Consider the following 21,799-nt stretch of genomic DNA (forward strand, 5'->3'; position numbering starts at 1 on the left):
TATCTTCAGGATGACGAAACTAAATGCTTAGCCAAAAACTCTATAGTTGGGTAACTATAAAGCGCAGTAGCAGGAATATCTCGTTCTAGCCAAGCTCCCAACTCAGCAACTAGAGTTGCTGCATCAGCCGATCCTAGAGCATAGCGCTCAAAAGGAAGAGTACTATTCACCTCATCTGCTTCAATGTTGAAAACTTTGGCTATGTAAGCGACTAACCAAGCTTTAATTTTTTCTTCTAGAGGCAGCTCCTTTTTTTGATCCACTACTGGCAGTTTGGCTACTATTTGACTGTATTGCTTCATCGCCTCACTGCAACTCATGCCTTTAAGTTGATTCCAGGCTTGCCATTGAATATACTTTCTAGGTTGCAGAATCGGATCTGGCTCCTCCTCTAGACAATCCCCTTCCATTGCTTGTTGATAGAGAGTCTCAAGCTCTATTTCTTTCTTGCCTTTAGGTAGTTGAACATGACCAAAGCGAACTAAGTTGGACATGGTCTGAAATTCTAACTCTATATTGTCTAGATCATGAGAATCACGAACGACATTGATTCCATAATCATCTTGCCCTGATACCAGGATACAAAAATGCTTTTTGATATTATGAAAATTTTCGTCGATGAAATCGCCTTTTAAACGGTGTGGATAAACCTGTACGCTGGGAGGAACATAACGTCCATTAATACCTAGTCGGCGTTGTTGCTTGGACTTATTGGGGGGAGAGGAATGCATAACTCTTTCGGTAAAAATAATAGCTTGCCCCATGCGCGCTGGTACAGCTTCCACTTCCCATTCATTGTCATCGAAGTCAAACACTACTGAGTATTTTCTCCGCCCTTGCCAAACCATTTTATGGTTTTTTATACCCGCAAACATTCCCTCCTCAGCAGGTACCTGCACTCGCCCAAATTTTTCCTTGTGTGTCCCATTAGCAAAATGTAAGCAGCCATTTTCGAGAGTAGCATCATCTAAAGCTATCCATACTGATATATTTATAATATCTTCAGTATTGGGGTAAAGCAGTGCTGGCTTTTGAGGATCATAGGCGCTGGGGTCGTAAGAATCATAAACTTGATGCCATTTGATATCTCCTTCCCCTGGCATTTTGCAAAAAACATTACTGTTCCACAATAGTAAATTGTCCCCACCCAACTGGTTTAGTACCCGAACAATTTTGTTGTTTTTAAACATCTCGGCTATCGGTTGATGAAACAAATGAAGGTCACGAGATGTGTTGACGTTCAGGACATTGTTGTAGAGCATCATCATCGGCTGACCCTCTACTTCTTTAAGTGAACTATTAGTTTGTATACATTTTTTAACAGATTCTACTTCTGAACTTGTAAATATATCCAGGGGGCCTAACCATCCCTTTTCTTCAAAGTGTTGAATCTGGTTTTGTGTGAGCATATTCAGGGTTCAATCCTTTCTATATCACTACTGTAATGGTATAAAAAAACACTGTATTGGTTAGTTTTTTATACTGATACAAAGTATCATCCAGTAGCTTAACAGAAGCTATTCTGAAATGCACTTTATTAGTGTAACATTTTGTAAAGCTGTTCATTATCTATGTTCTTACGGGGTAACGAAACAGGGTCAAATGCTGGCTATGTAAAGGTTGTAGAATTTTATGGTAAAAATAAGTAAGGTAGGTTTTGTGGGAAAAACAGGTAAATATTTTATTAGCATAAAACCTACCTGTTGACAATTTGCTCCGGATTATACCAACTAAAAAGTAAATTTACTATAGCCGAATAGATTTTCTTAAAAATTTGCTTCTTCCGTACCTGTTATGCTAAACTAAGCAGGTGCAAAAAATTAATTGCACATTTAATGAAACTCAAAGCCTTGCAATGTAAGGGTTACAGAGATCCAGAGTAGGTAATTAATTGGTAGTGATAAACATGTAGTGATACAACATTGCCTTTAAGCAGGTGCAAAAAATTAATTGCACATTTTCCAAAACTCAAAGCTTTACACTGTAGCAGTCTTTCCCTCCAGTGGTTCGACAATGTGCTGTGTGTTATACAGATTTTTGGGAAGCTTATAAAAGCGATGCAGCGCGGTCTTGGGGGTTTCCCCCATGAGCGACTGCATCAAGAACAGTAATACGACAAAAGCAATGCAGAGGTGCGACCCGTGGCGAATTTAATTACGGGTCAAAAGCACCATTACGGTCTTGGGGAGGCAGTGCCGCCAAAGGGGGTTCCCCCACTCGCGCTTTGCATCAAGACAGCGTCACAAACCAGTAGCAAAAAAAACTGGTAAAACTAATCATATTGAAAGATTAAATAATACCTGAAGACAAAGGATTAGTCGTCTGGTAATAAAAACTTTGTCATTTTCCAAAAAATTCTAAAATCACTTAGGAGCTATGCTGAAATTTTCAGATATTTGAGCGCTGAGGCGGTTTTTGGCTTTTGTTTATAGTTTGCTCCTATCCCTTTAGTCTAAACTCCAGTAACGCCGAAAATTCAGGAATTGATGGATGATTAATGAATGAAGGACAAATTTTATGAATACTAAGAAAAAATTTACCTCTTTGATAGACCTGCTATGTTATAGAGTAACAAATGAACCGAACCAAAAAGCCTATACCTTTATTTCTAATGGAAAAACAGAGACAGCCAGCTTGACTTATGGAGAATTGGAAAAGCGGTCACGAGCAATCGCAGCTCAGCTTCAGGAGATGGGGGTAACCAGGGGGGAACGAGCATTGCTGCTCTATTCACAGCCTCTAGATTTCATTTGTGCTTTCTTTGGATGTTTATATGCAGGAGTCATTGCTATTCCGGCTCCTCCACCTGATGCAATTCGATTGAAGCGAACTCTGCCTCGACTTCAAGCTTGTGTTAAGGATGCCCAAGTTTCTCTAGTGCTGACTACATCTCAAATTTCTTCTCAGTTCCCAAGTGAATGGCAAAAAGACTTTGGGTATAATAATATGTTGTTATGGTTGTTTACTGAGGAGATATCAGAGCAACTAGCAAACCAATGGCAAGAATTAAAAATTAATCTAGATGCCATAGCTTATTTACAATATACTTCTGGGTCTACATCTACACCGAAAGGAGTAATAGTGACCCATAACAATGTAATGCACCATTCTGCCTATATCAAGCAAGCATGGAACTACACTTCAGATAGTATTGCTGCCACTTGGATGCCTTACTTCCATGATTATGGTTTGATTGATGGACTTATACAGCCTATTTATTCTGGTATTACTTGTTACGTAATGTCACCATTGACATTTGTTAGAAGACCGACCTGCTGGCTAGAGGTTATTTCTAAGTATAAGGTAACCCATAGCCAAAGTCCAAACTTTGGCTATGACTACTGTGTTCGTCAAGTTACATCAGAACAAATAACTAATTTAGATCTTAGGAGTTGGAAAACAGCTAGTAATGGAGCAGAGCCAATTCGTAAAGACACTATAGAAAAATTTATTAAAACATTTGAACCTTGTGGGTTCCGTGCCACAGCTTTTTTTCCAGCTTATGGTCTTGCAGAAGCAACTTTGTTAGTTGCTACCAAGTCTCACAATGATGTGCCTGAAATTGCCTCAATTGCTGCATCAGCACTAGAAAAAAATCAGATTGTTGAGTGCGATGGAAATCAAAAGGGAAGTCGATATGTGGTTAGTTGTGGTTTCCCGATTTGTGGAATAAAAGTAATTATCGTCAATCTCAATACTTTAACTAGGTGTGCGTCAGATGAAGTTGGCGAAATTTGGGTATCAGATTTAAGTGTTGCTCAAGGTTATTGGAATAGACCAGAAGAAACAAAGCATACATTTGAGGCATATCTAGCAGATACTGGTGAAGGTCCATTTCTACGTACTGGTGACTTGGGGTTCATCAAGAATGGTCAGCTATTTGTCACTGGGCGCTTGAAGGATGTAATCATCATTCGAGGTCAAAATCATTATCCTCAGGATATTGAATTTACGGTTGAACAGAGCCACCCAGCACTGCGTAAAAATTCTGAGGCAGCATTTGGGGTTGAGGTAGATGGCGAAGAGAAATTAGTCGTTGTTCAGGAGGTGGAGCGAAGTTGGCTGCGAAAACTGGATTTCGATGAAGTAAATGGAGATATTCGTCAGGCGTTGATGGAGCAACACGAACTACAGGTTTATGCAATAGCATTGATCCAACCAGGTAGCATTCCTAAAACTTCAAGTGGCAAGATAATGCGTCAAGCTTGTCGGATTAAGTTTCTAGAGGGAACTTTGGAAGTTATAAATTCGGGTGGTGGTAATCCAGAACACTTAAGAAGACTAACTGTTATGAGTGTTATGAGGGCAACTCCAAAAAATGGGGCGCATCTGGGGTAGGGACCAGGGCAAACGCATCTAAAATTAAATTGACAAGTAAGCAAAAATATGGTAAATAAACATCTGGTTAAGTTGAGCACCAAATATGAGGCTGGCAAAATCATCGTCTCTATCTAGCCTTAGTTGCTGAATTTCGGTATTGATTGGTTTTTTATTTTGCCTTCAACCTTCAACCTTCAACCTTAAACCTTCAACTTTAAACCTTCAAACTTCTGGACTTGGTGATGAATCACTAGATTTGACATCCAACCAAGCTCGGATTTCTTCAACTAACCAATTCAATTCAGCTTCTGGTAATTGTTCGCCAAAGATGTAGGTTTGGGATTTTTGACCAAAGGGTGATGGTCGTTCTACCTGAGTAGTGATCGCAATCCCCCGATGGTATCTGCCTTGTGCATCCCGATAGGCAGTAATATAAACTTCTTTAATTTGTGAGTTTTCTCCTCGATCCCATTTTTTGCGGCTCAAGGATGCCTTAATAATTTCAAATTTTTTGTTATCAAAACAAATACGAACTGCCTCAGAAAAGTCTTTTTCTGAGTTTAATGATGTTATCCACATCACTAAAAAAATTGGTATTGCTAAAGGCAGTAATGAGACTGGAATTGCTAATAATATTACTAATATTTGAAGAATAAGGTGCTTAAATAAATCCAGTAAAATTGCTACAACTACTCCCAACCCAACACCAACTAATATCCGGTGTTGCCTAGACTTTTCTAAGGTCTTGAATCGCTGTAGTGAGTAAGAAAATACCCCCTTTACCACCCCTCTAGCTTGTTTTAGGGCATGTTTGAAGGGTTTCATCACTATCATTTCCCAGTGGGAGGGGATATCAATGATTAGTTGTTCTGCTGATTTATGAATACGGACAACAGTGTCTGGCAGACCAGTTGGGGAGGTGTTGTTTGATGGAACCACTGGGTTAGTGTATAGCGCTTCAGTAGCTTGTTTAGCATCACTGAAGCGACGCTCCACAGCTGGTTCTGTAATTTTCTCTAGCCACGTCACCAAGCCAGGCTCAACAGTAGAACCGAGTAGTTGACGAAATTGAATCCGCAAATTTTCCTGAGGTAACTCAGCAGGTGCCACTCCAGTCAGCAGTTCAATCAAGGTCACCCCTAAGGCATACAAATCAGAAGCAGGCACAGCTTGACCCCCAAACTGTTCCATGGGTGTATAACCATAGGTTCCCACCACTGTAAATGTGGCACCCGCAGTAGTTGGTTGAGCCTGCACTGCTCCAAAATCGATTAAATATACCTGCTCGTCCTCACCCCAAATTAGATTGCTTGGCTTGATATCTCGGTGTAAGACTGGGGGGTTGAGCTGATGTAAGTACTGAAGAATTTCTAAAATATCAGCTGCGATAGTATTTACCTGCTGCTGAGAGAATCTAAACCCTTGAGACTGTTGCTGTTTCAGGGATAGACCGGGGATATACTCCTGAACCAGTCCAAACCATAGGATACTCTCATCGAGGGAAAAATAATCCCGATACTTGGGAATCCGAGGATGATCCAGTTGTTTGAGAACTTGCGCTTCCCGCTCAAATAGTTTCAAATCGTCCCATTGTACGGGACCACCTAAAGCCAAAAGCTTGACTACGACTTGCGTGTCAGACTCGGAATCCAGTGCTAGCCAAGTCTGGCGCACTGGATTGTCATTCAGCTGCTGCTGGAGGTAATAGCGATTTTGGAGGACTTTCCCAGATTCTAGCATAGTGTAGTAGGCGTTGAAGCCAGTTCTTTTACTATAGCTTTTGGTGAATACAACATAGTATAAAGAAGGATCCTTGTGAATAAGAGCAATCAACCATGTCCTGTAGCAGTTACAGAAGTATTGGGGCGGTTGCTAAGAGATTGTTGGTCAAAAAATTCTGATTCCCCTAAATCCCTCTGGTAAGCTATCAGCTATCAGCTATCAGCTATCAGCTAATGCGCTACGCGCACGCTACGCGAACAGCTATCAGCTAAAGGCCTGTGGCCACGCTACTTGAGATGCTTAGGTGCGCTTTCCGCATCTAATTATTAAATTCGCCACGGGTCGCACCTTTTGAATAAAATAAGCTGACCGCTGAGCGCTGACCGCTGAATGCTTACTCCCTCTGCCTGATTAACCCCCTTCCATCCCCCTTAAAAAAGCAGAGTTGTTTCAAGGGGTGCTAGGAAGGAAATCAAAGACACGAAGCTCTTAGTTTTGAAAATTTGTTTTATACACAGTACAGTCTATATTCAATAGAATATTAATTACATTTTAGGTAATTTTATTTATTGTTTAAATTTAACTTTAAATTATAACGAAGTGAATAATTAAACTAGATAAAAATTAAATTATTGCTCCAGCCAAGATTCCTAAATACCTATTTTCCTTGATAACGGCAGATGATCAATCATAAGTTTTACCCTGGCTACTTTTTTGATAAGGACATTGAATTAGCTTTAATAAAGCAAGTTTACATTCTGGATTATATATTTCTATAAACAACTCGTATTGAATATAAGTATTACAATGATAATTACATAAACATAAATCCCTGGCTTCAAGCTGTAAGTGATTACAATATCGATAAAAAAAAATGGTTATGGGAAAACTAAGTTGATTACAATTTTTACCAATCATGATCTGGAATGTTCAAGTTTTAACTATTTGCCAGAGTAGCTTTTTGGTTAGATTTATCTAACTATAAACTCTGTCAATGAGATGTAGCAACTCTTGTGGAGCATCATCCTTTCCCAGACCGATAAGATAGTTATAGTCTCAAGGAGTTTAATTCAGTAGGTGTTGCAATTGCTGTTGTTGTAGTTGCCCAATCCCAGTGGTTGCCCAATCCCAACTTGAACCTTTTCTGTAATCCAGGCAGACTACCACCAGCCTGTGATGGGATAAAGTCTCTCCCCATCCCTGTTTTTGGCGGAACGGTTTTTGAGCTGGTGGAGCTGTTGCTTGAATAGTTCTATCTGTTGCGTTCTATCTGTTGCTGCTGGGCGGAGATTTGTAAATCTAATTTATTTAGATGTGTTTGCCCTGGGGGGCAGGGTAAACGCATCTAAATTTGTATTAAAATTTACAGTGAAAAAATAAACAATAGTATCAAAAATCTAGAATTACCCTGTTGATTCTCAATAAGCGCAACTTATTCTCAATTATTGGCCGTGTTATCCTTGGTCGATTTGAGAGTACTCTACATTCTGGTTTCGTACGCAAATCCGACTTTGATTTTTGTTCAAAGTCAGCGGAAAATTTGTTGACTTTGAACAAAAAAAACTGCTTTAGGATGGGATTTATTCGAATTTCACAAAAAATTGAGTTAATCAATTTTTTGTATGTTACCATTTATACCAAATAAGATGCGTTTACCCTGCCCTGGGGGGAAGGCCAAACACACAAACAACCACCGTCACGGTTATTCAGTTTTTAAGGCGCGAAACTTTGCCACTTGTCCCTAAGTGTGATACTTTCATTGAGTGCTTATCGATACTGATTTAAAGCCAGCAAATCCCACACCATTTACCCCAGCATAACCTCTGGGGGGTGTTGTAATTTGTTTTTACCTGGTAGTCGGTGTCGCACCGCTATCTTCAATGGCCTAAGACTTGGTTTCTTAGGAACCGATTCTTGTCGGGGTCGAGAAGACAAAGATACTGAAGACAATGTGAAATTATTCTGATGATTACTCAGTCACCACCAAGTAACTGGCGACTCAAGCCAGGTTATCTGAGCTATAGTGGCTCTCAGTTTGAGTCCGTTCACATTCTTTTGGGACGGTTTTTGGCCGATCGCCATTCCTCTAATCCTCTATCGACTGGCTCTTTACTGTCCGACAATCCCAGCTGTGAATGGGGCAAGGGGCAGCCATTCGAAAAAGTGATCGACTCTCCAGAAGCTTTTGCGGCGTTGATAGCAAATCCTCAGTTGTTTCGACATGCGATCGCAATTATTGAACCCTGGAAACATGTGGGCTGTAACCCCCTAGGTGAGGAGGTCCGTGCCTCGGTTAATGTGGCTTATTTGGCGCAAAAAGTTGCTGACTGTGATTCAATTCTCTTTCCCTATTGGGCCTCAGGTCCGTTAGATTTGGAGCGACTGATCCCCGTCATCAGCTCAGGATTGGCAATTGTGGTAGAGGGGGGGGATCCATCTGTCCGGAATCCATCTACCTTTGCAGGGGCAAGTTGCTCCCATCAGGATCTTCTCCGTCTATCTGAGCAGATTCTCCTCTCTCGGACTCCTGCAAGCGCACCTGCCATATTTATTTGTTTAGGGCACCAGCTTGCGGCTCAGGCTCACATCAGCCTGATTCGTCGGGCAGTCAGGGAAGTGTTGGCTCTAGATGTTTTGGAGGGGGATGGCAATGGCAAGGCTTTAAGGGCTTTACAACTTGTCTGTCAAGAAATCCAGGCAGTAGGGCAGTCCCTGGTCGTCAAGAAGCGGGATGGCCGTGTGGTGGCAGACAATTGGGAGCATCAGGAGTTTGCGGTGGCTCACAACGAAGCAAAAGAGATTGGTGATCGCCAGCTGCGCCAGTATGAATCCCCTGACCATGAGACCTCCGGTGTTCCTGAGGCAGTGATTGTTGCCCATGAGATTACTGCTGATGAGCACGAAGGGGTGATTGATACGTCGATTGCCTATGAGCATGAACTCAACATTGCCATGTTTCATTCGGACGAGGTCAACGAAGAGGCAATCTTATTTGCAAACTGGGCGTATCGGTTAATTCATGATGCTCTCATTCCCAGCCGTCACATTGTAGCGAATAGTGCTTTGTCTTGGCTTATCCAGCTCCCTGATGCTGTTGAAATTTTGTGCTCGACGGCGGATGATGATGATCAGGTTTTGACAGAGTGTTCTGGGACTTGCATCAATTACATAGATTTTGAAAGTAAAACCGTTCGGCGATCGTTTACCTGTCAGTTTCATCCCGAATTGCTGGCAGATCTGCGGGTGGTGGGCTTGCGGCAGCCCCCCTCCTATGAAGAGCTGAAGCAGGATGATGGGGTACGGCTATTTGCACGTTTGTTGTATGCCGGGATGCAGGAATAGCGATCGCAATTTCACAGGCAGACAGCTCTTGCTTGAATAGTTCTATCTGTTGCGTTCTATCGGTTGTGGCTGGGGGGAGATTTGTTTTTGCTGTGGTTCAATCAGTGAGCTAGTTGAGGCGGTATAGCGTAGAGCTTCTTTTGATAGTGGCTAAAACTAACATGAACCAGGTAACGGTACCTGGTTCATGGTTATACTTATTCAACAAAATATCTAGCTAGGGTTTACAGAGTCTTACAGCCGACGCTCAACAAAAAAGTATATTCCTCCATTACTTACTTTCCTGAGTGGTTTGGCTTTTGATGTTTTAACAGTTTGGCTAGCCTAAGACGCTGAACAAAGATGCTTCAGATCATTACCACTAGCTAGTTAAAACATCGACCAATTAGGGCTAGACATGGTTTTAGTTGTCTAGGGTAGGTGGTAATTAAACTCAATTACTCCCATTCATGCTGATTTAACGCCTACCTTACCCTACATGTCTTGTTAATCTCTATGACTAAGTTTCTAGGGCTGTAAGTTCTTCAGGACAGGAGGCACAGTCCTGAATTCCGATTGGTTTGTGTGCCTATGATTAATGTATCAACTTGGCTGAACTTTTGGTAGACTCTGTTCAGAGAAATTTGCTTAACTTAAACTTTGTTTAAAAAGCCTATGAATTCGTAACGTTCGACAAATCCTATAGGATTTACGGCGCAAACCCGGTTATTGAGGGTAATTACACCGATTTCAGCCTTTGACTGATAAGAGAAACCGGGTTTTAAGGGTCTTGGTGTCTAAGTCCTGTACTAATCATTGATTCGAGAATATTCCACCCTCAGTAACTCTTCCGGAATCGAATTTGATCATGGGTATAGGGGTAAATGGATAAATTGGGGCATGGGATGATCTAGATTTTCGTTTGATTCATATGTTCAGCATTTTGTTAGCTTGTATTAGTTGACCAACGCTCTAAGGGAAAATCTGTCCAAATTTGATTAAACTTTCTCATCACCTGTCCTAGGTAGTGCCAAGGGTTAACTGGAAGTGGAAGGCACAGCCATTTGGCAAAATTAAGCTGAGGGGTGACACCCCTCATTAAAACTGCTATATTGTGATTATTGTAGATGCACCCTGATGATCAAGAGAGCTTGAAGACGGCTCTCTTATTTTTTTTAGGGAAAGGGATCGATACAGGATATCTCAAAAGCCGTGTGTACTCATTCAAAAACAACGCAAAACAAACAACGCAAAACTAGCGAATGCGATCGCATACTCTGTATATATCTGTATATCTAATGAGGGATGAGAGGATGGCTCACAGGGGTAGGTTTTTTACATTTGGGTAAAACATGGGACGACCCAGAGGGAGAGGAAAAGGAAAACAACGAACAAGCGATGCAGCGCGGTCATGGGGGAAACCCCCATGACCGCGCTGCATCAAGACAATGATGATTTTTAACGACAATAATGGTATATTTTCTTATCCCCCACACCCCACACCCCACACCCCACACCCCACACCCCACACCTGACGTCAAAGTAAAAAACCTACCCTTATGAGTGAGAGGATGGGGGGTGAGTTTTCTGATTCCTCCACCCCTGCTCTAGGTGAAATTTATCCTCTTGCGTAAAAAGGAAAGACTTGGGTGATAACTATATAGGTGCATCCCAGATTGACTTGAGCAAGTTGTGATGAGGAAATAAACATGAAAAAAGCACTATTAATCGGAGCGTTATTGGCCCAGACTACAACATTTGGTGCTAGTAAAGCCCTGGCTCAGGTTCCTGATTGGGTGATGGATGGAGCAGGATGTGTTCCCATTGATTCTGCTATACAACAAGACCTTTATCTGATCACGGCGGGACGGATTAAGTTCAAACCAGAAAAAACCGGTTCAATTACTGTCATTTGTCCAGTGTCTGTTAATGTTAAAAATGCCAACAACATTAGTGTTTCCTACCGTGATTCGACGGGAAGAAGTACGAATGCTCGTGTCACAGCAGCACTACGACGCATTAGAAAGCGTGATGGTGCTGTTAATACTGTCTCTGGATTAGTTTTTAATTCGGATACCAGAAGCGAAACTGCTTATACCTTCGAGGGAAGTTCAACCAGTAGTGAATCAGGTCATACCTTTGACCATTTCAATTACTACTACTATGTGCAGACTGCCCTGGTTCGGAGAAGCTCAAGCAATATCGTCGAGTTTGGGGGAGTTGAGCTAGGAAGAGTTATTTTTTAAGTCTGATCTCAATAGCACCCTCGTTAACGCTGAAACTTTGACGAAATAACCCATGATCCGGTGCGACCCAGCGTTTTCGTGGGAGCTAAGCGTGAACGCGCACCAAGAGATTGGCCTAAGGCCACGCTTCGCGATGAAGCTAAGCTTCCGCTAAAAGCGATTAGCCCGAAGGGCTACGCTACGCGAACGAGTCCGGTTAATCACTTCGTCTTTAGGTAAATCGTTAATTATTAATCGTTAATTGACGAACAACTAAAAATGATAAGTAGTCAACCGGACATTATATTACCAACAATATTAAATCAATACGTCTTCTACCATAATTTCATTTAACGTTTTCAATAACTCCCGCTCATTGTAAGGCTTAGAAAAATAAGCAGATGCACCTAAAGTCATAGCTAGTTTGCGATGCTTAGAACCACTCCGGGAGGTGAGCATAATAATGGGTAAGGTCTTTAAGCTTGGCTCTCCTTTGACCCGAGTTAAAAAGCCGTAGCCATCCAGCCTGGGCATTTCGATGTCACAAATAATGGCTTTAACCTCTAATCCCCGAAGCAGTTTTTCTATCCCATCCTGACCATCTTTGGCGTGTTCTACAATATACCCAGCTTTTTCTAACCCCAATGCCAACATCCGGCGCACGTTAATCGAGTCGTCAATGATTAAGATGGTGTCTTTAGTACTTGGTTGTATCCCGATCGAGGGAGGTTGTTGCTCCACAAATCCCTTTGAGGTGGAGCCATATTGTGGGGATAAACTCTCTAGGTTACTGGTGCGCTGACAACTGATTATCCAGCGTACCATGGCATTGGCGTCTACCAGGGGAACCACTCGACCGTTGCCGAGAATGGTACAGCCGCTAAATCCATCAGGTAACCCTAGGGTTCCTTCTACTTGACGCACGGTAACTTCTCGCTCTCCCCAGGAGCGGTCTACACACAGGCCGATTAATTGCTCGGCTTGATTGATAATTAGAATAGTAGGTTCATTAATGTTCGGGGTTTCTTCTAGGGTGGTGACCCGACGGCGACAGTAAAATTTCAGCCACTTTTTCAGGCGAATCAGGGACACCATTTTCCCTTGCCAGTTGATAACTTCGTTGGCTAGGGTAGTTAATATTTGCTGGGATTTCAGCATCAGCATTTCTTGAATCACATCGATGGGAAATGCCAAAAGCATGCCGTTACTTTCCACTAGCAGGATGCGTGCTACCGATAGGGTAAAGGGGACGGTGAGGGTAAAAGTCGTTCCCCAGCCGGGTTGGGTATCGACTCGGATATCCCCCCGGATTTGCTTGAGGTTGTTGCGCACTACATCCATCCCTACACCACGACCAGATAGGTCGGTAACTTGATCAGCTGTACTAAATCCGGGTTCAAAAATCAGGGACAGCAATTCCTGGTCACTGGCGCTGGCGAGCAGCTCCTGGTCTAATCCCATTTCCTCTGCTCTGGCTCGGATTTTAGTTAAATTAATGCCTTTGCCATCATCACGGAGGGTAAGCTGGGTCTGGTTCCCCCTGTGGGTGGCTTTGATTTCAATAGTTCCCTTTGGCGGTTTCCCCATAGCCTGACGGGTGCTAGGGTCTTCAATGCCATGGTCGAAGGCATTGCGCAATAAATGCATTAGGGGGTCACTCAGGGTTTCCAGGATGGTGCGGTCAATCAGGGTACCTTTCCCCACTACCTTCAGTTCTACTTGTTTGCCATGCTCCACACACAAGTCCCGCAAAGCTCGGGAAAATCGCCCCACTAAATCAGATAACGGACGCATCCGAACCTGAGTCAGATTGGTTTGCAGCTGCTTGGCAGTTTTGTTTAATTCATGGGCAATGCTATCAGTATCGTCTAGGGTCAATTCCAAGTCGCTGGTGACTTCTTCGATTTGAACAATGGTTTCCATCACCTCCCTTGATAGCAGGTGCAAGTCGCTGTAGGAATCCATCTCTAAGGCATCAAAGCCTTGAACAGTAATAGCTAGGGAAGCAGGGGAAGCAGAGGAAGCGTCAGAAGCGGCGGGAGAAGATACGGAAGATGGCAGGACAAGTCCCTCGGATTTGCTGGTTTCCCCATCCCCCTGTCTTGCTGCCATGCCTCTTGGGGTGGCAATCTGGTCATAAGATGTGCGGAGCTTGTGATTGGAAGCTTCGAGAATCTTGACCCGGCGGCTAAGGTTGTCTACTAGGGTGCGCAGTCGTCCCAGTTGCAGCGAAAGACCATTGCGCTCGATAGTCAGTTCTCCAAACAAGTCATTGAGTCGATCCAACTTTCGCACAGGAATGCGCACAGTATTTTCCTGGTGTGGGTCTTTTGAGGAGTCTTCCTGATTTTTCTCTCTCAGGAAGATCGGTTCAGGGGAAGGGGGGGAAGACAAGGGAGGGGGAGAAGACAAGGCAGAGGGGGAAGAGAAGGCAGAGGGGGAAGAGATGTTGAGATTGCTATCCACCCATTGAAATACCTTTACTTCCCCTTGGTCTTGCTGGTCTTGCTGGTCTTGCTGGTCTTGCTGGTCTTGCTGGTCTTGCTGGTCTTGCTGGTCTTGCTGGTCTTGCTGGTTTTGCTGGTCTTGCTGGTCTTGCTGGTCTTGCTGGTTTTGCTGGTCTTGCTGGTTTTGCTGGTCTTGCTGGTCTTGCTGGTCTTGCTGGTATGCCTCATCCCCTTGTCCGACTAGTTCTGGCTGATCGGTTTCCAATTCCCCAACTAATATAGCTTCCTCTGCCACCCCTGGGTCTGTAGCTCCTCCTTGATTCTCCTGAAACTCCCTAGCTTCGAGGCGGCAGGGTAAATGAGTCAGTTGACCAACCAGTACCAACGCCTGGGATTGCCGCCACACCATTAGAGCTTGTTGGGCGATCGCTTCCACTTGGTCTGGGGCAGCTTCTAGCTGGTGATTGATGTCTTCGCACAACTGGCTAAAAGCCTCAAGCTGCAGCATTTCTCCTAACCCGCCTAATTCTTGAGCCATGATGGACACTTCTTCAAGCAAGCAGGGTCTTTCGGGGTCTGCTAATACCCCTTCTAGGCGAGCTAGACACCCTTCCACTTCTGTTTCAAACAGCATGGCAGTCACATTAGTGCCATCCTCTGCTCCTAACATAGTAGTTGCATCATCTGCGACCGGATCCCCTAGAATCTCGTGCAGTTGATCAAATACTGGGTTAGCTATGGTTTCTAGCCACTGGGAGTCTACCCGATTGCCCTGGCGGTTGATCTCGAGTACCTGGCGCAGACAGTCTACCCCCTGTAGGAGTAGACTTTCGAGTTGGTTTTCAATTGCGATCGCATTTTTCTTAGCCTTGAGAACTTTAAATGAATCCTCTAAGCGGTGAGTTAGGTGACTCAAGGTGCCATATCCCATCATCCCAGCTCCCCCTTTGACAGAATGAACCGCTCGCAGAATCCCATCCATTTTCTGACTATCAATGGCAGCGCTGGCTAAACCCAGCAGCACCGATTCAATGGTATCTAAGTATTCCTTTGCCTCTTCGAGAAACTGTAGCTGAATTTCCAGTTCTTTGTCCTGTGACATGTGTAGTGGTTAGTGGTTAGGGTTAGTAGTTAGTGCTTAGTGGTCATTAGTCATGATTGTGATCAACTTTAAACTTGCCAACCGATGTTTGTAATTCTTCAGCAATACTTACAGTGTCTTGGAGGGAGTGGGAGATATGTTCTGTTGACTGGTAGGTGCGTTCTGAGATTTGGGCAATGTCTTTCATTAAGTTTGTCACAGCGCTTGAGGTTTCCGCTTGGGAAACGGTGGCTTGGGATATGGATTGAATGAATTGGTCGATTTGGGTGGAGACGTTGAGGATTTGACCAAAACTGTCTTTGGCTTCTTGAACTAGATAGGTGCCTTCGACCACTTGGGTAGTTCCCAGTTCCATGGCTTCTACCACTTCGGAGGTGCCTTGTTGGATGTTGTCTACAATTTGTTCAATTTCTTTAGTGGCCGTGGCAGCGCGAGCAGCGAGTTCCCCAACTTCTTCGGCAACCACTGCAAATCCTTGCCCCTCTTCCCCAGCCCGTGCGGCTTCTATGCCAGCGTTGATCGATAATAGGTTAGTTTGCAGGGCAATTTGGTTAATAAATGCCACCACTTGGGAAATTTGCTGGGAGGATTCCCCAAGGCGCTTGACTTTTTTGGCAGTTTCTGCTATTGTGTCTCTCAAAATTAGAATACTGGCAACAGAGCGCTCAATAGCGTGGGTGCCGCTTTGGGCGGTGTTGGCAGCGGTATGAGCCACGGCAGCGGCTTGGCGGGCGTTAGAAGCTACCTCTTGAATAGAACGACTCATTTGAGCCACAGAATCTAGGGTGTTGGTGATTTCCTGGGTTTGTTGGAGAGCGGCTTCAGACAGTTGATGAATAGCTCCAGCATTGTCCCCAACGGACTGGTTTACCTCAGTGGCAGCAGTTTTGACTTGGGTAACAATCCTTCGTAGACTTTCGATGACGGCATTGAAGAAGTCAGCCACAGTGCCAATTTCCCCACTGAGGATCTCAGCCCTTACCGTGAGGTCACCTTGGGCAGCTCCTTCCACTTTATTGACCAGTTCTAACAGTTGCAACTGTAGGGCTTCCCGTTGTTGCTGTTGCTCCTGGGAAACTACTTCCGCAGCAATGCGGGCTTGTTTGAGCTGCTCTACTAGCTTGGCTTGCTCAAGGGCAAAGCCCAATTGAATGGCCATCTGCCTGAAAAAGTTGATGTCTGATTCTTCCCAATGCCGGGTACCGGAACACTGATGGGCGACCAACAGTCCCAGTAATTTGTCCTCTGCTAAGATGGGGGCGACTAGGTGAGCTTTGACTTTAAACGGTTCAAGTTGACCCAAATAACAATCACTCAAGCCGGCCTGGTAAATGTTATCCAAGGCACTAACTCTACCATGCTGATACTTTTCCACATATTGGTGGGCAAAGCAGGGGTCAGCAATTTCTGCTCCTAGGGATTTCGGCCAGCCATGACCCACGGATTCGGCGACAATGGTTCCTTGGGCTATTTCGTCAAACAGATAGACTAGAACTCGGTCGGTTTTCAGAGCTTCTCGGATGCCACTGGTGGCTGACTGGTAGATTTCCTCGACTGTGAAGGATTGCCGGATACGGGAGGTAATCTCAATGACTTGCCCAGCTCGATCGGCTTCAGCGGTTTTCACTGTGGCGAGAGTGGCACCGCTTAAAGCTAGTCCTAAGTGGGTGGCTAATTCCTGTAGAAAGTCAATCTCATCGGTGCGCCATACCCGAGTCCTAGAACACTGATGAGCTACCAATAAGCCAATTAGATTATCGACCCCCACAATCGGGACAACCAGATTTGCCTTCACTTGCAGTCGGTTCAACAACTGCATATGGCCCGAGGAATATTTCTCTGCTTGGACATCACTGGTGGGCACAACCCTGCCCTTGCGGTAGGCTTCCAGCAATTTTCTGGGAATACAAGCATCGGTGATTTCGTTGGCGATCGCTTTTGGCCAAGGGGAGTCTACCGCTTCAGCCACAATGGTTCCCCGATAGCCTGGGTCAAAATAATAGATCACCACCCGCTCAGCAGCTAACTTTTCCTTAGCAGCATTAACCACTAAATCAAAGGCATGGGCTTTTTCATCAGGTTTGGCAGCATGGGTGACAACATCAGCAAATAACTGGGCCTTGTTTAGGGAAGCTTGTTGGTTAGCAACTAGGGTCTGTAGCTGAGATGCCATGCGGTTGATATTTGACCCAAGTACCCCTAGCTCATCAGTTCCCACTAGCTCCAAACGGGTATCCAGTTCCCCTTCGCCGAGGGCTTTCACTGCGTTGGTAGCTGCTAACAGGGGACTGGTCAAACGGTTAGCGAGATAGACAGCTACTGCAGCAACTAATAAGGTGGTCAGGGAGGTTCCGAGGGTCAGGGTCAGGAGTAATTGCCGTTGGGGCAGAAATGCGATCGCATCTGGGGTGGCCATGACTGCTACCCAGGGCAGGTCAGGTAAGTCGTTGATTTTACGAAAGGGGGTATAGGCTAGCAGATCCTGATGCTTTTTGACCTGATCAGATGTGACTAGAGTATTTGGTTTATCAGCAGTTAGCAGTTCTTTGGCGTCCGGGAATACCTTGGTTAGGGGCTGATTAACGATCTGGCTTTGGTTGGAGAGAAAAATTTTACCGTTGGTGGTATTGATTAAGTAAAGTTCTTCGCGATCGCTGCCCATCAGGTTGATCGAATCTTGAAGGTATTGGATGGGCATCCGGGATTGGATAACTGCGACCAGCTTTTGTGTATTTTCGTCAAGTACCGGTGCAGCTAAGTAAAGGGATAACTGACCAGACGCATCCGAGTGTATCGGTTGACTAATCGCCGGTTGTTTGGTCTTGATCACCTGCTCAAAATAAGACCGGGAGCTGGGATTATCTACCGGAGTCTGATTAGATTTGGCAATCACTTTGCCTGTTAAGTCGAAAACAGCTATACTGTCGTAGACTTGGTAAATGTCTTCGTAGCGGTTTAATAATAGGGATTGTCTTTCTGAAAGGGAGCTGGTCTGCTGTTGACTGGAATTAGTAAAAACTGGGAGCGTAGCTAGAACTCGAATATCGGCATAGCGGTCTTGTATGAAGCCCTTGAGGTTGTCTTCTAGGCTAACTACCCTAGCAATGTTATTTTGGGAAATTTCTTGGGTAATAGATTGCTTAGCTAAGTTATAGGCAATAGAGCCAATCAGCAGCACAGGAATAGTGCCTAGGGTGATGAATAATGATGTTACTTTAGTTTTTAAGCTGAGTTTAAGACCCCCAGAGCGTTTGGAACTGCTAGGTGGTTCAGAGGAGCCTATAGGCTCAGCCCCATCCTGAGCCGAGTTTTGGCTTGGTTCTGTGCTAGTCAAATTTATAACTGAGTCCAATTCAGCATGGTGACGATACCTATCTTTGGTTACACCCTGACTAGTTAAATCCTTATTAATTTCATTATATATTGATTTATCAAATTCTTTCACCATAAAAAAGCACCATTACCTGGCTACTAACTTAGTTTTTATAAAAGCATTTATAAATCTATTAAAAAAAAGGATAGTATTAAATTAACAATCAATAATTACCAGCTGCCCTTGAGTTTAAGTTAATTCCCGTTAAATTAGGTGTTGTGTAAAAGGGATGAAGCCATAATTGCCAAACCATCTAGTACTAACAAAATTTCTTGCTCTTGCAAAGCGCATCCCCGTAAGTAGGGAACCAAACCCGATGACACTTGTCCCAGTGGAGATTGAATACAATCGGGTGTTAGTCGCAACACCCCTTCAATGCTTTGGACTGCAACCCCTAAAGACGCTGACTGATTACGGAGCGTCACTATGTTGTACTGTTGAACATTGGTTTCTACGGTCGGTAAACCTAGCATTTGAGCTAGATCAATTACCCACAACACACGAGAACGCCGATTCATCAACCCCTGTACGTACAGAGGCATATTTGGCATGGGGGTCAGACGCTCTTGGGGCAAGACTAGAACTTCCTGGGCTTGATTCATAGATATAACCGCAGGGGTTTGTTCATTTAACAAAAATTTAAGATAAGCATCCCCGATATTATTGTGTTGTTCAGATGCTTTGGTTATACTAGCTAACTGAGACCAGGTCTGGGGGATATTGGCTAGGGCTGACGTGTTCATTAATTCACAAGTTAACCGATGTGAGGAAACCAATAATTGCTGAGTTTATAATTGGTGAGTGTATAAAAGTATTGCTTAGGTAAACTATAACCAATAAAATAATCTATAATAATAACCTATAGAGGGATATGTATTTATAATACAACCCTAAATGTCTTAATAAATTAACACCGAATTCAGCTTTTTATCCTTCATAGATATAAGGGATATAGCTCCCCAATGATTATTTGAGATGTTTAAACACTATCTTAAGGAGATCGGATTGGTTAAACGGTTTAGTCAAGTAACCAGATGCTCCAACAAGTTTAGCTTTAGCTCGGTCTAGGAAACCAGTATTGCCAGTTACCATAATAATTGGGGTATGTTTAAAAAGTGAATGCTTTCGTAACAGAGAACATAGCTCATAACCATCTAAGTTTGGCATGGCAACATCGAGCAAAATTAGGTCAGGCTTAATACGGATCACTTGCATTAATGCCCTAACTGGGTCATTAATCATGACAACAGAGAAACTTTTATCTTCCAAGAAGGAGTTGATGGCATTTAAAACACTTGTACTATCATCAATGCAAGCAATCTTGTAAGTTTTACTGGTAGACATTGGTTTTTGATTAACCGATGTATTATATTGGAAGCTGTGCTCTAATTGAGCCGACTTATTTAGAGAGGATTCGTGAATTGAATTCAATTGTGTAGAATTTCCGATGGGGACTACAGAATGAGAGCTATAGGGATTATTCACTGGCTTTGAGTTAGAAGAGTGCTGATGTTGTAACTGTTCGTAACAGTGTTCAACAATTGTGCGAAGGTCAAGCCTACAAAATTTAGGCAAATCCTCAGATGGATTAGTTTCCAGTAATTGGTAAGTTCCTTCTTTCTCTGACAGCAGAGAACCTACTACGTCTTCAGCCAATTCTTCGATCAGACTTGCTGCCTGAACGGAATTGAGATAATGTTGATTAACCAACCAACAAATTGCTTGGTAATCTGAAGGATAATTTGAATGACTGTTTAAGTTGGCTTCAAAGATCAGGCGAACCTGAACCCGAACGGCACTAACAAGGGTAGGAATTCTACGACTTAGACGAGATAAGTAATGATCTAGGCGATCAAATGGGTTGATGGAGTTTGAGGCATAGATTAATTTACCATTTTCTAGATAGATTGACCAAGAAACTGAACCACTAGATACTTGTAAACATCCATTGGCATGACGACTGGATAATTGAGCCAATAAGGAAAGGGGGTTTAGTTTTTTATCATGTCTGTAGCTATTGATGTAGGTGGAGTTCATTTTTCTCTAATCCGCTGTAAATCAATTGATGAAAAAAATCAATACTAATGATTGATTGACTTGGCTTAATAGTTAGCTACATCCTAGCTAGGGTAGATTCCGTAAAGTTTTATTGAAGTGAAATTATTTTTTTAACTAAAAATCGATTTTCCAAACAAATAACAGCCATACCCTAACTAAAACTGTACAATAGGTTATGTGACTAGTAAAGATTACCTAATCAACTTAGGTAGTAGCTGCTTCCCTGAATTTGATATCTCAGAAATGAATGGGAGCTGAGATTCAAAAATTAAACGGTTTTAAGTTATTTGAAAAAAAATGAGGGGTGGATTCTCATTTGCATTGCACCATGACATCCAAGAGTGAAGGGTAACTATAGTCAGCTTGCATACACCCTCTAGGGACAGAAAAACTTTCCCAATACTAGATTAACCAAAAATTCACTCGTTGTCAATTATCATAACAAGATTGTGTATCATCTGTGTAAAGCTTACATAAATAGTTTTTACAATGGATGAAGTTAGTGTAATTACTGAGTGAGTATTTAGTGGCTGGTAGAGAATATTACCAAACAATAGGTCATGGTAAAAGTCTCGTAATTTATCCTGATAGTCGGCAGTACTACCGTAATCAATAAGAAGCTTAGCTAAAATGCCTTGACGATTTGGCTAATGAAATTAACGACAAGTTAGTTAATATAACCAAAATTGCACTTGTCAATAGCATTATTTTAAAGTTATAATCGATGGAGCTCGAATAAAGTGTTACACACTTAATTTGAAAACTGAAGTCGGACTTGCCTACGGCAAGTCGAAGAAAGCGTCTACGTTTATATAGCCCCTATATAATCCTACTATGCACGGGTTTGGGAGGCTAGTGCAAGATATATATTAGTATACTAATATAGTAATTACTTTGTGTGATTGCCAGCAAAGACTTGCTTTCCATCAACAGGGTGATTTGGTCAAGACGTTTCCCGCTCTACAGGGAGACGCCAAAAAATAGTTAGCTTAGACAAGAGGTTACTGCTGCAGTCTATCCTAGGAGTAATTGTCCCCCACTCTAGGAATAACGTTAGGAATAAACTTATCTCGATGCTAGCTACCGTTAACAATTAACAATCAGCGCTAGGAATGCTGCGGAAGCAGTTTGTACAGCCATATCTTGTCGTTTTATCGATTGGTTAGACAAGTATCGGAACCTATTCATCCCTTACAAAGCTAGTTTAGGGTATATTTGAGCTGAATTTTTG

Annotated in this window: 12 protein-coding genes and 1 pseudogene; 5 read left to right on the forward strand and 8 right to left on the reverse strand. The window is 43.2% G+C overall.

Annotation, left to right across the window (positions count from 1 at the left end; all coding sequences use genetic code 11):
* Window positions 1-5: 5 nt before the first annotated feature.
* Together F6K46_RS00080 and F6K46_RS00085 are read right to left on the reverse strand one after the other, a co-directional pair.
* Window positions 6-1,409 (reverse strand): acyl-CoA-binding protein, encoded by a 1,404-nt coding sequence (locus F6K46_RS00080; protein ID WP_293051231.1) that lies wholly within the window; start codon window positions 1,407-1,409, stop codon window positions 6-8.
* 567 nt (window positions 1,410-1,976) lie between these two features.
* Window positions 1,977-2,099 (reverse strand): hypothetical protein, encoded by a 123-nt coding sequence (locus F6K46_RS00085; protein WP_293051228.1) that lies wholly within the window; start codon window positions 2,097-2,099, stop codon window positions 1,977-1,979.
* 136 nt (window positions 2,100-2,235) lie between these two features.
* On the opposite strand from F6K46_RS00085, the pseudogene F6K46_RS00090 reads away from it, so the two are divergent.
* Window positions 2,236-2,361, forward strand: a pseudogene (locus tag F6K46_RS00090) (IS1 family transposase); the annotation flags it as partial.
* A 156-nt stretch (window positions 2,362-2,517) separates the two neighbouring features.
* Window positions 2,518-4,338, forward strand: coding sequence for a fatty acyl-AMP ligase (locus F6K46_RS00095; RefSeq protein WP_293051225.1), 1,821 nt, complete (start codon window positions 2,518-2,520; stop codon window positions 4,336-4,338).
* Between the two features lie 204 nt (window positions 4,339-4,542).
* Here F6K46_RS00095 and F6K46_RS00100 read toward each other — a convergent pair whose 3' ends face one another.
* Window positions 4,543-6,060 (reverse strand): serine/threonine-protein kinase, encoded by a 1,518-nt coding sequence (locus tag F6K46_RS00100; RefSeq protein WP_075898308.1) that lies wholly within the window; start codon window positions 6,058-6,060, stop codon window positions 4,543-4,545.
* A gap of 1,030 nt (window positions 6,061-7,090) precedes the next feature.
* Window positions 7,091-7,240, reverse strand: a complete 150-nt coding sequence (locus F6K46_RS00105) for a hypothetical protein (protein WP_158069500.1) — start codon at window positions 7,238-7,240, stop codon at window positions 7,091-7,093.
* A gap of 767 nt (window positions 7,241-8,007) precedes the next feature.
* On the opposite strand from F6K46_RS00105, the gene F6K46_RS00110 reads away from it, so the two are divergent.
* The 3 genes from F6K46_RS00110 to F6K46_RS00120 all read left to right on the forward strand — a co-directional run bounded on the left by F6K46_RS00110 (window position 8,008) and on the right by F6K46_RS00120 (window position 11,609).
* On the forward strand, window positions 8,008-9,384 hold the full coding sequence (locus tag F6K46_RS00110) for a hypothetical protein (RefSeq protein WP_075898304.1): 1,377 nt from the start codon (window positions 8,008-8,010) through the stop codon (window positions 9,382-9,384).
* A 1,284-nt stretch (window positions 9,385-10,668) separates the two neighbouring features.
* Complete coding sequence (locus tag F6K46_RS00115; protein ID WP_293051220.1) at window positions 10,669-10,815, forward strand: hypothetical protein; 147 nt, start codon at window positions 10,669-10,671, stop codon at window positions 10,813-10,815.
* Between the two features lie 257 nt (window positions 10,816-11,072).
* Window positions 11,073-11,609, forward strand: coding sequence for a hypothetical protein (locus F6K46_RS00120; protein ID WP_075898302.1), 537 nt, complete (start codon window positions 11,073-11,075; stop codon window positions 11,607-11,609).
* A gap of 297 nt (window positions 11,610-11,906) precedes the next feature.
* Here F6K46_RS00120 and F6K46_RS00125 read toward each other — a convergent pair whose 3' ends face one another.
* The 4 genes from F6K46_RS00125 to F6K46_RS00140 form a co-directional block, all read right to left on the reverse strand.
* Window positions 11,907-15,137 (reverse strand): response regulator, encoded by a 3,231-nt coding sequence (locus tag F6K46_RS00125; RefSeq protein ID WP_293051215.1) that lies wholly within the window; start codon window positions 15,135-15,137, stop codon window positions 11,907-11,909.
* 46 nt (window positions 15,138-15,183) lie between these two features.
* Window positions 15,184-18,585, reverse strand: coding sequence for a GAF domain-containing protein (locus tag F6K46_RS00130; protein WP_293051212.1), 3,402 nt, complete (start codon window positions 18,583-18,585; stop codon window positions 15,184-15,186).
* Between the two features lie 134 nt (window positions 18,586-18,719).
* Window positions 18,720-19,253 (reverse strand): chemotaxis protein CheW, encoded by a 534-nt coding sequence (locus F6K46_RS00135; protein WP_075898296.1) that lies wholly within the window; start codon window positions 19,251-19,253, stop codon window positions 18,720-18,722.
* A 223-nt stretch (window positions 19,254-19,476) separates the two neighbouring features.
* Window positions 19,477-20,547 (reverse strand): response regulator, encoded by a 1,071-nt coding sequence (locus F6K46_RS00140; RefSeq protein ID WP_293051208.1) that lies wholly within the window; start codon window positions 20,545-20,547, stop codon window positions 19,477-19,479.
* Window positions 20,548-21,799: the final 1,252 nt, after the last annotated feature.

Origin of the sequence: Moorena sp. SIO3E8 (assembly GCF_010692445.1) — a bacterium.
In the GTDB taxonomy this organism is placed as follows: Bacteria; Cyanobacteriota; Cyanobacteriia; order Cyanobacteriales; family Coleofasciculaceae; genus Moorena; species Moorena bouillonii.

Bases quoted from the DNA above. Each gene is read 5' to 3' on its own strand.
- F6K46_RS00135 (WP_075898296.1), bottom strand. From the start codon at position 19,253: ATGAACACGTCAGCCCTAGCCAATATCCCCCAGACCTGGTCTCAGTTA.
- F6K46_RS00120 (WP_075898302.1), top strand. From the start codon at position 11,073: ATGAAAAAAGCACTATTAATCGGAGCGTTATTGGCCCAGACTACAACA.
- F6K46_RS00140 (WP_293051208.1), bottom strand. From the start codon at position 20,547: ATGAACTCCACCTACATCAATAGCTACAGACATGATAAAAAACTAAAC.
- F6K46_RS00100 (WP_075898308.1), bottom strand. From the start codon at position 6,060: ATGCTAGAATCTGGGAAAGTCCTCCAAAATCGCTATTACCTCCAGCAG.
- F6K46_RS00115 (WP_293051220.1), top strand. From the start codon at position 10,669: ATGAGAGGATGGCTCACAGGGGTAGGTTTTTTACATTTGGGTAAAACA.
- F6K46_RS00085 (WP_293051228.1), bottom strand. From the start codon at position 2,099: ATGCAGTCGCTCATGGGGGAAACCCCCAAGACCGCGCTGCATCGCTTT.
- F6K46_RS00105 (WP_158069500.1), bottom strand. From the start codon at position 7,240: ATGGGGAGAGACTTTATCCCATCACAGGCTGGTGGTAGTCTGCCTGGA.
- F6K46_RS00125 (WP_293051215.1), bottom strand. From the start codon at position 15,137: ATGTCACAGGACAAAGAACTGGAAATTCAGCTACAGTTTCTCGAAGAG.
- F6K46_RS00080 (WP_293051231.1), bottom strand. From the start codon at position 1,409: ATGCTCACACAAAACCAGATTCAACACTTTGAAGAAAAGGGATGGTTA.
- F6K46_RS00095 (WP_293051225.1), top strand. From the start codon at position 2,518: ATGAATACTAAGAAAAAATTTACCTCTTTGATAGACCTGCTATGTTAT.
- F6K46_RS00110 (WP_075898304.1), top strand. From the start codon at position 8,008: ATGATTACTCAGTCACCACCAAGTAACTGGCGACTCAAGCCAGGTTAT.
- F6K46_RS00130 (WP_293051212.1), bottom strand. From the start codon at position 18,585: ATGGTGAAAGAATTTGATAAATCAATATATAATGAAATTAATAAGGAT.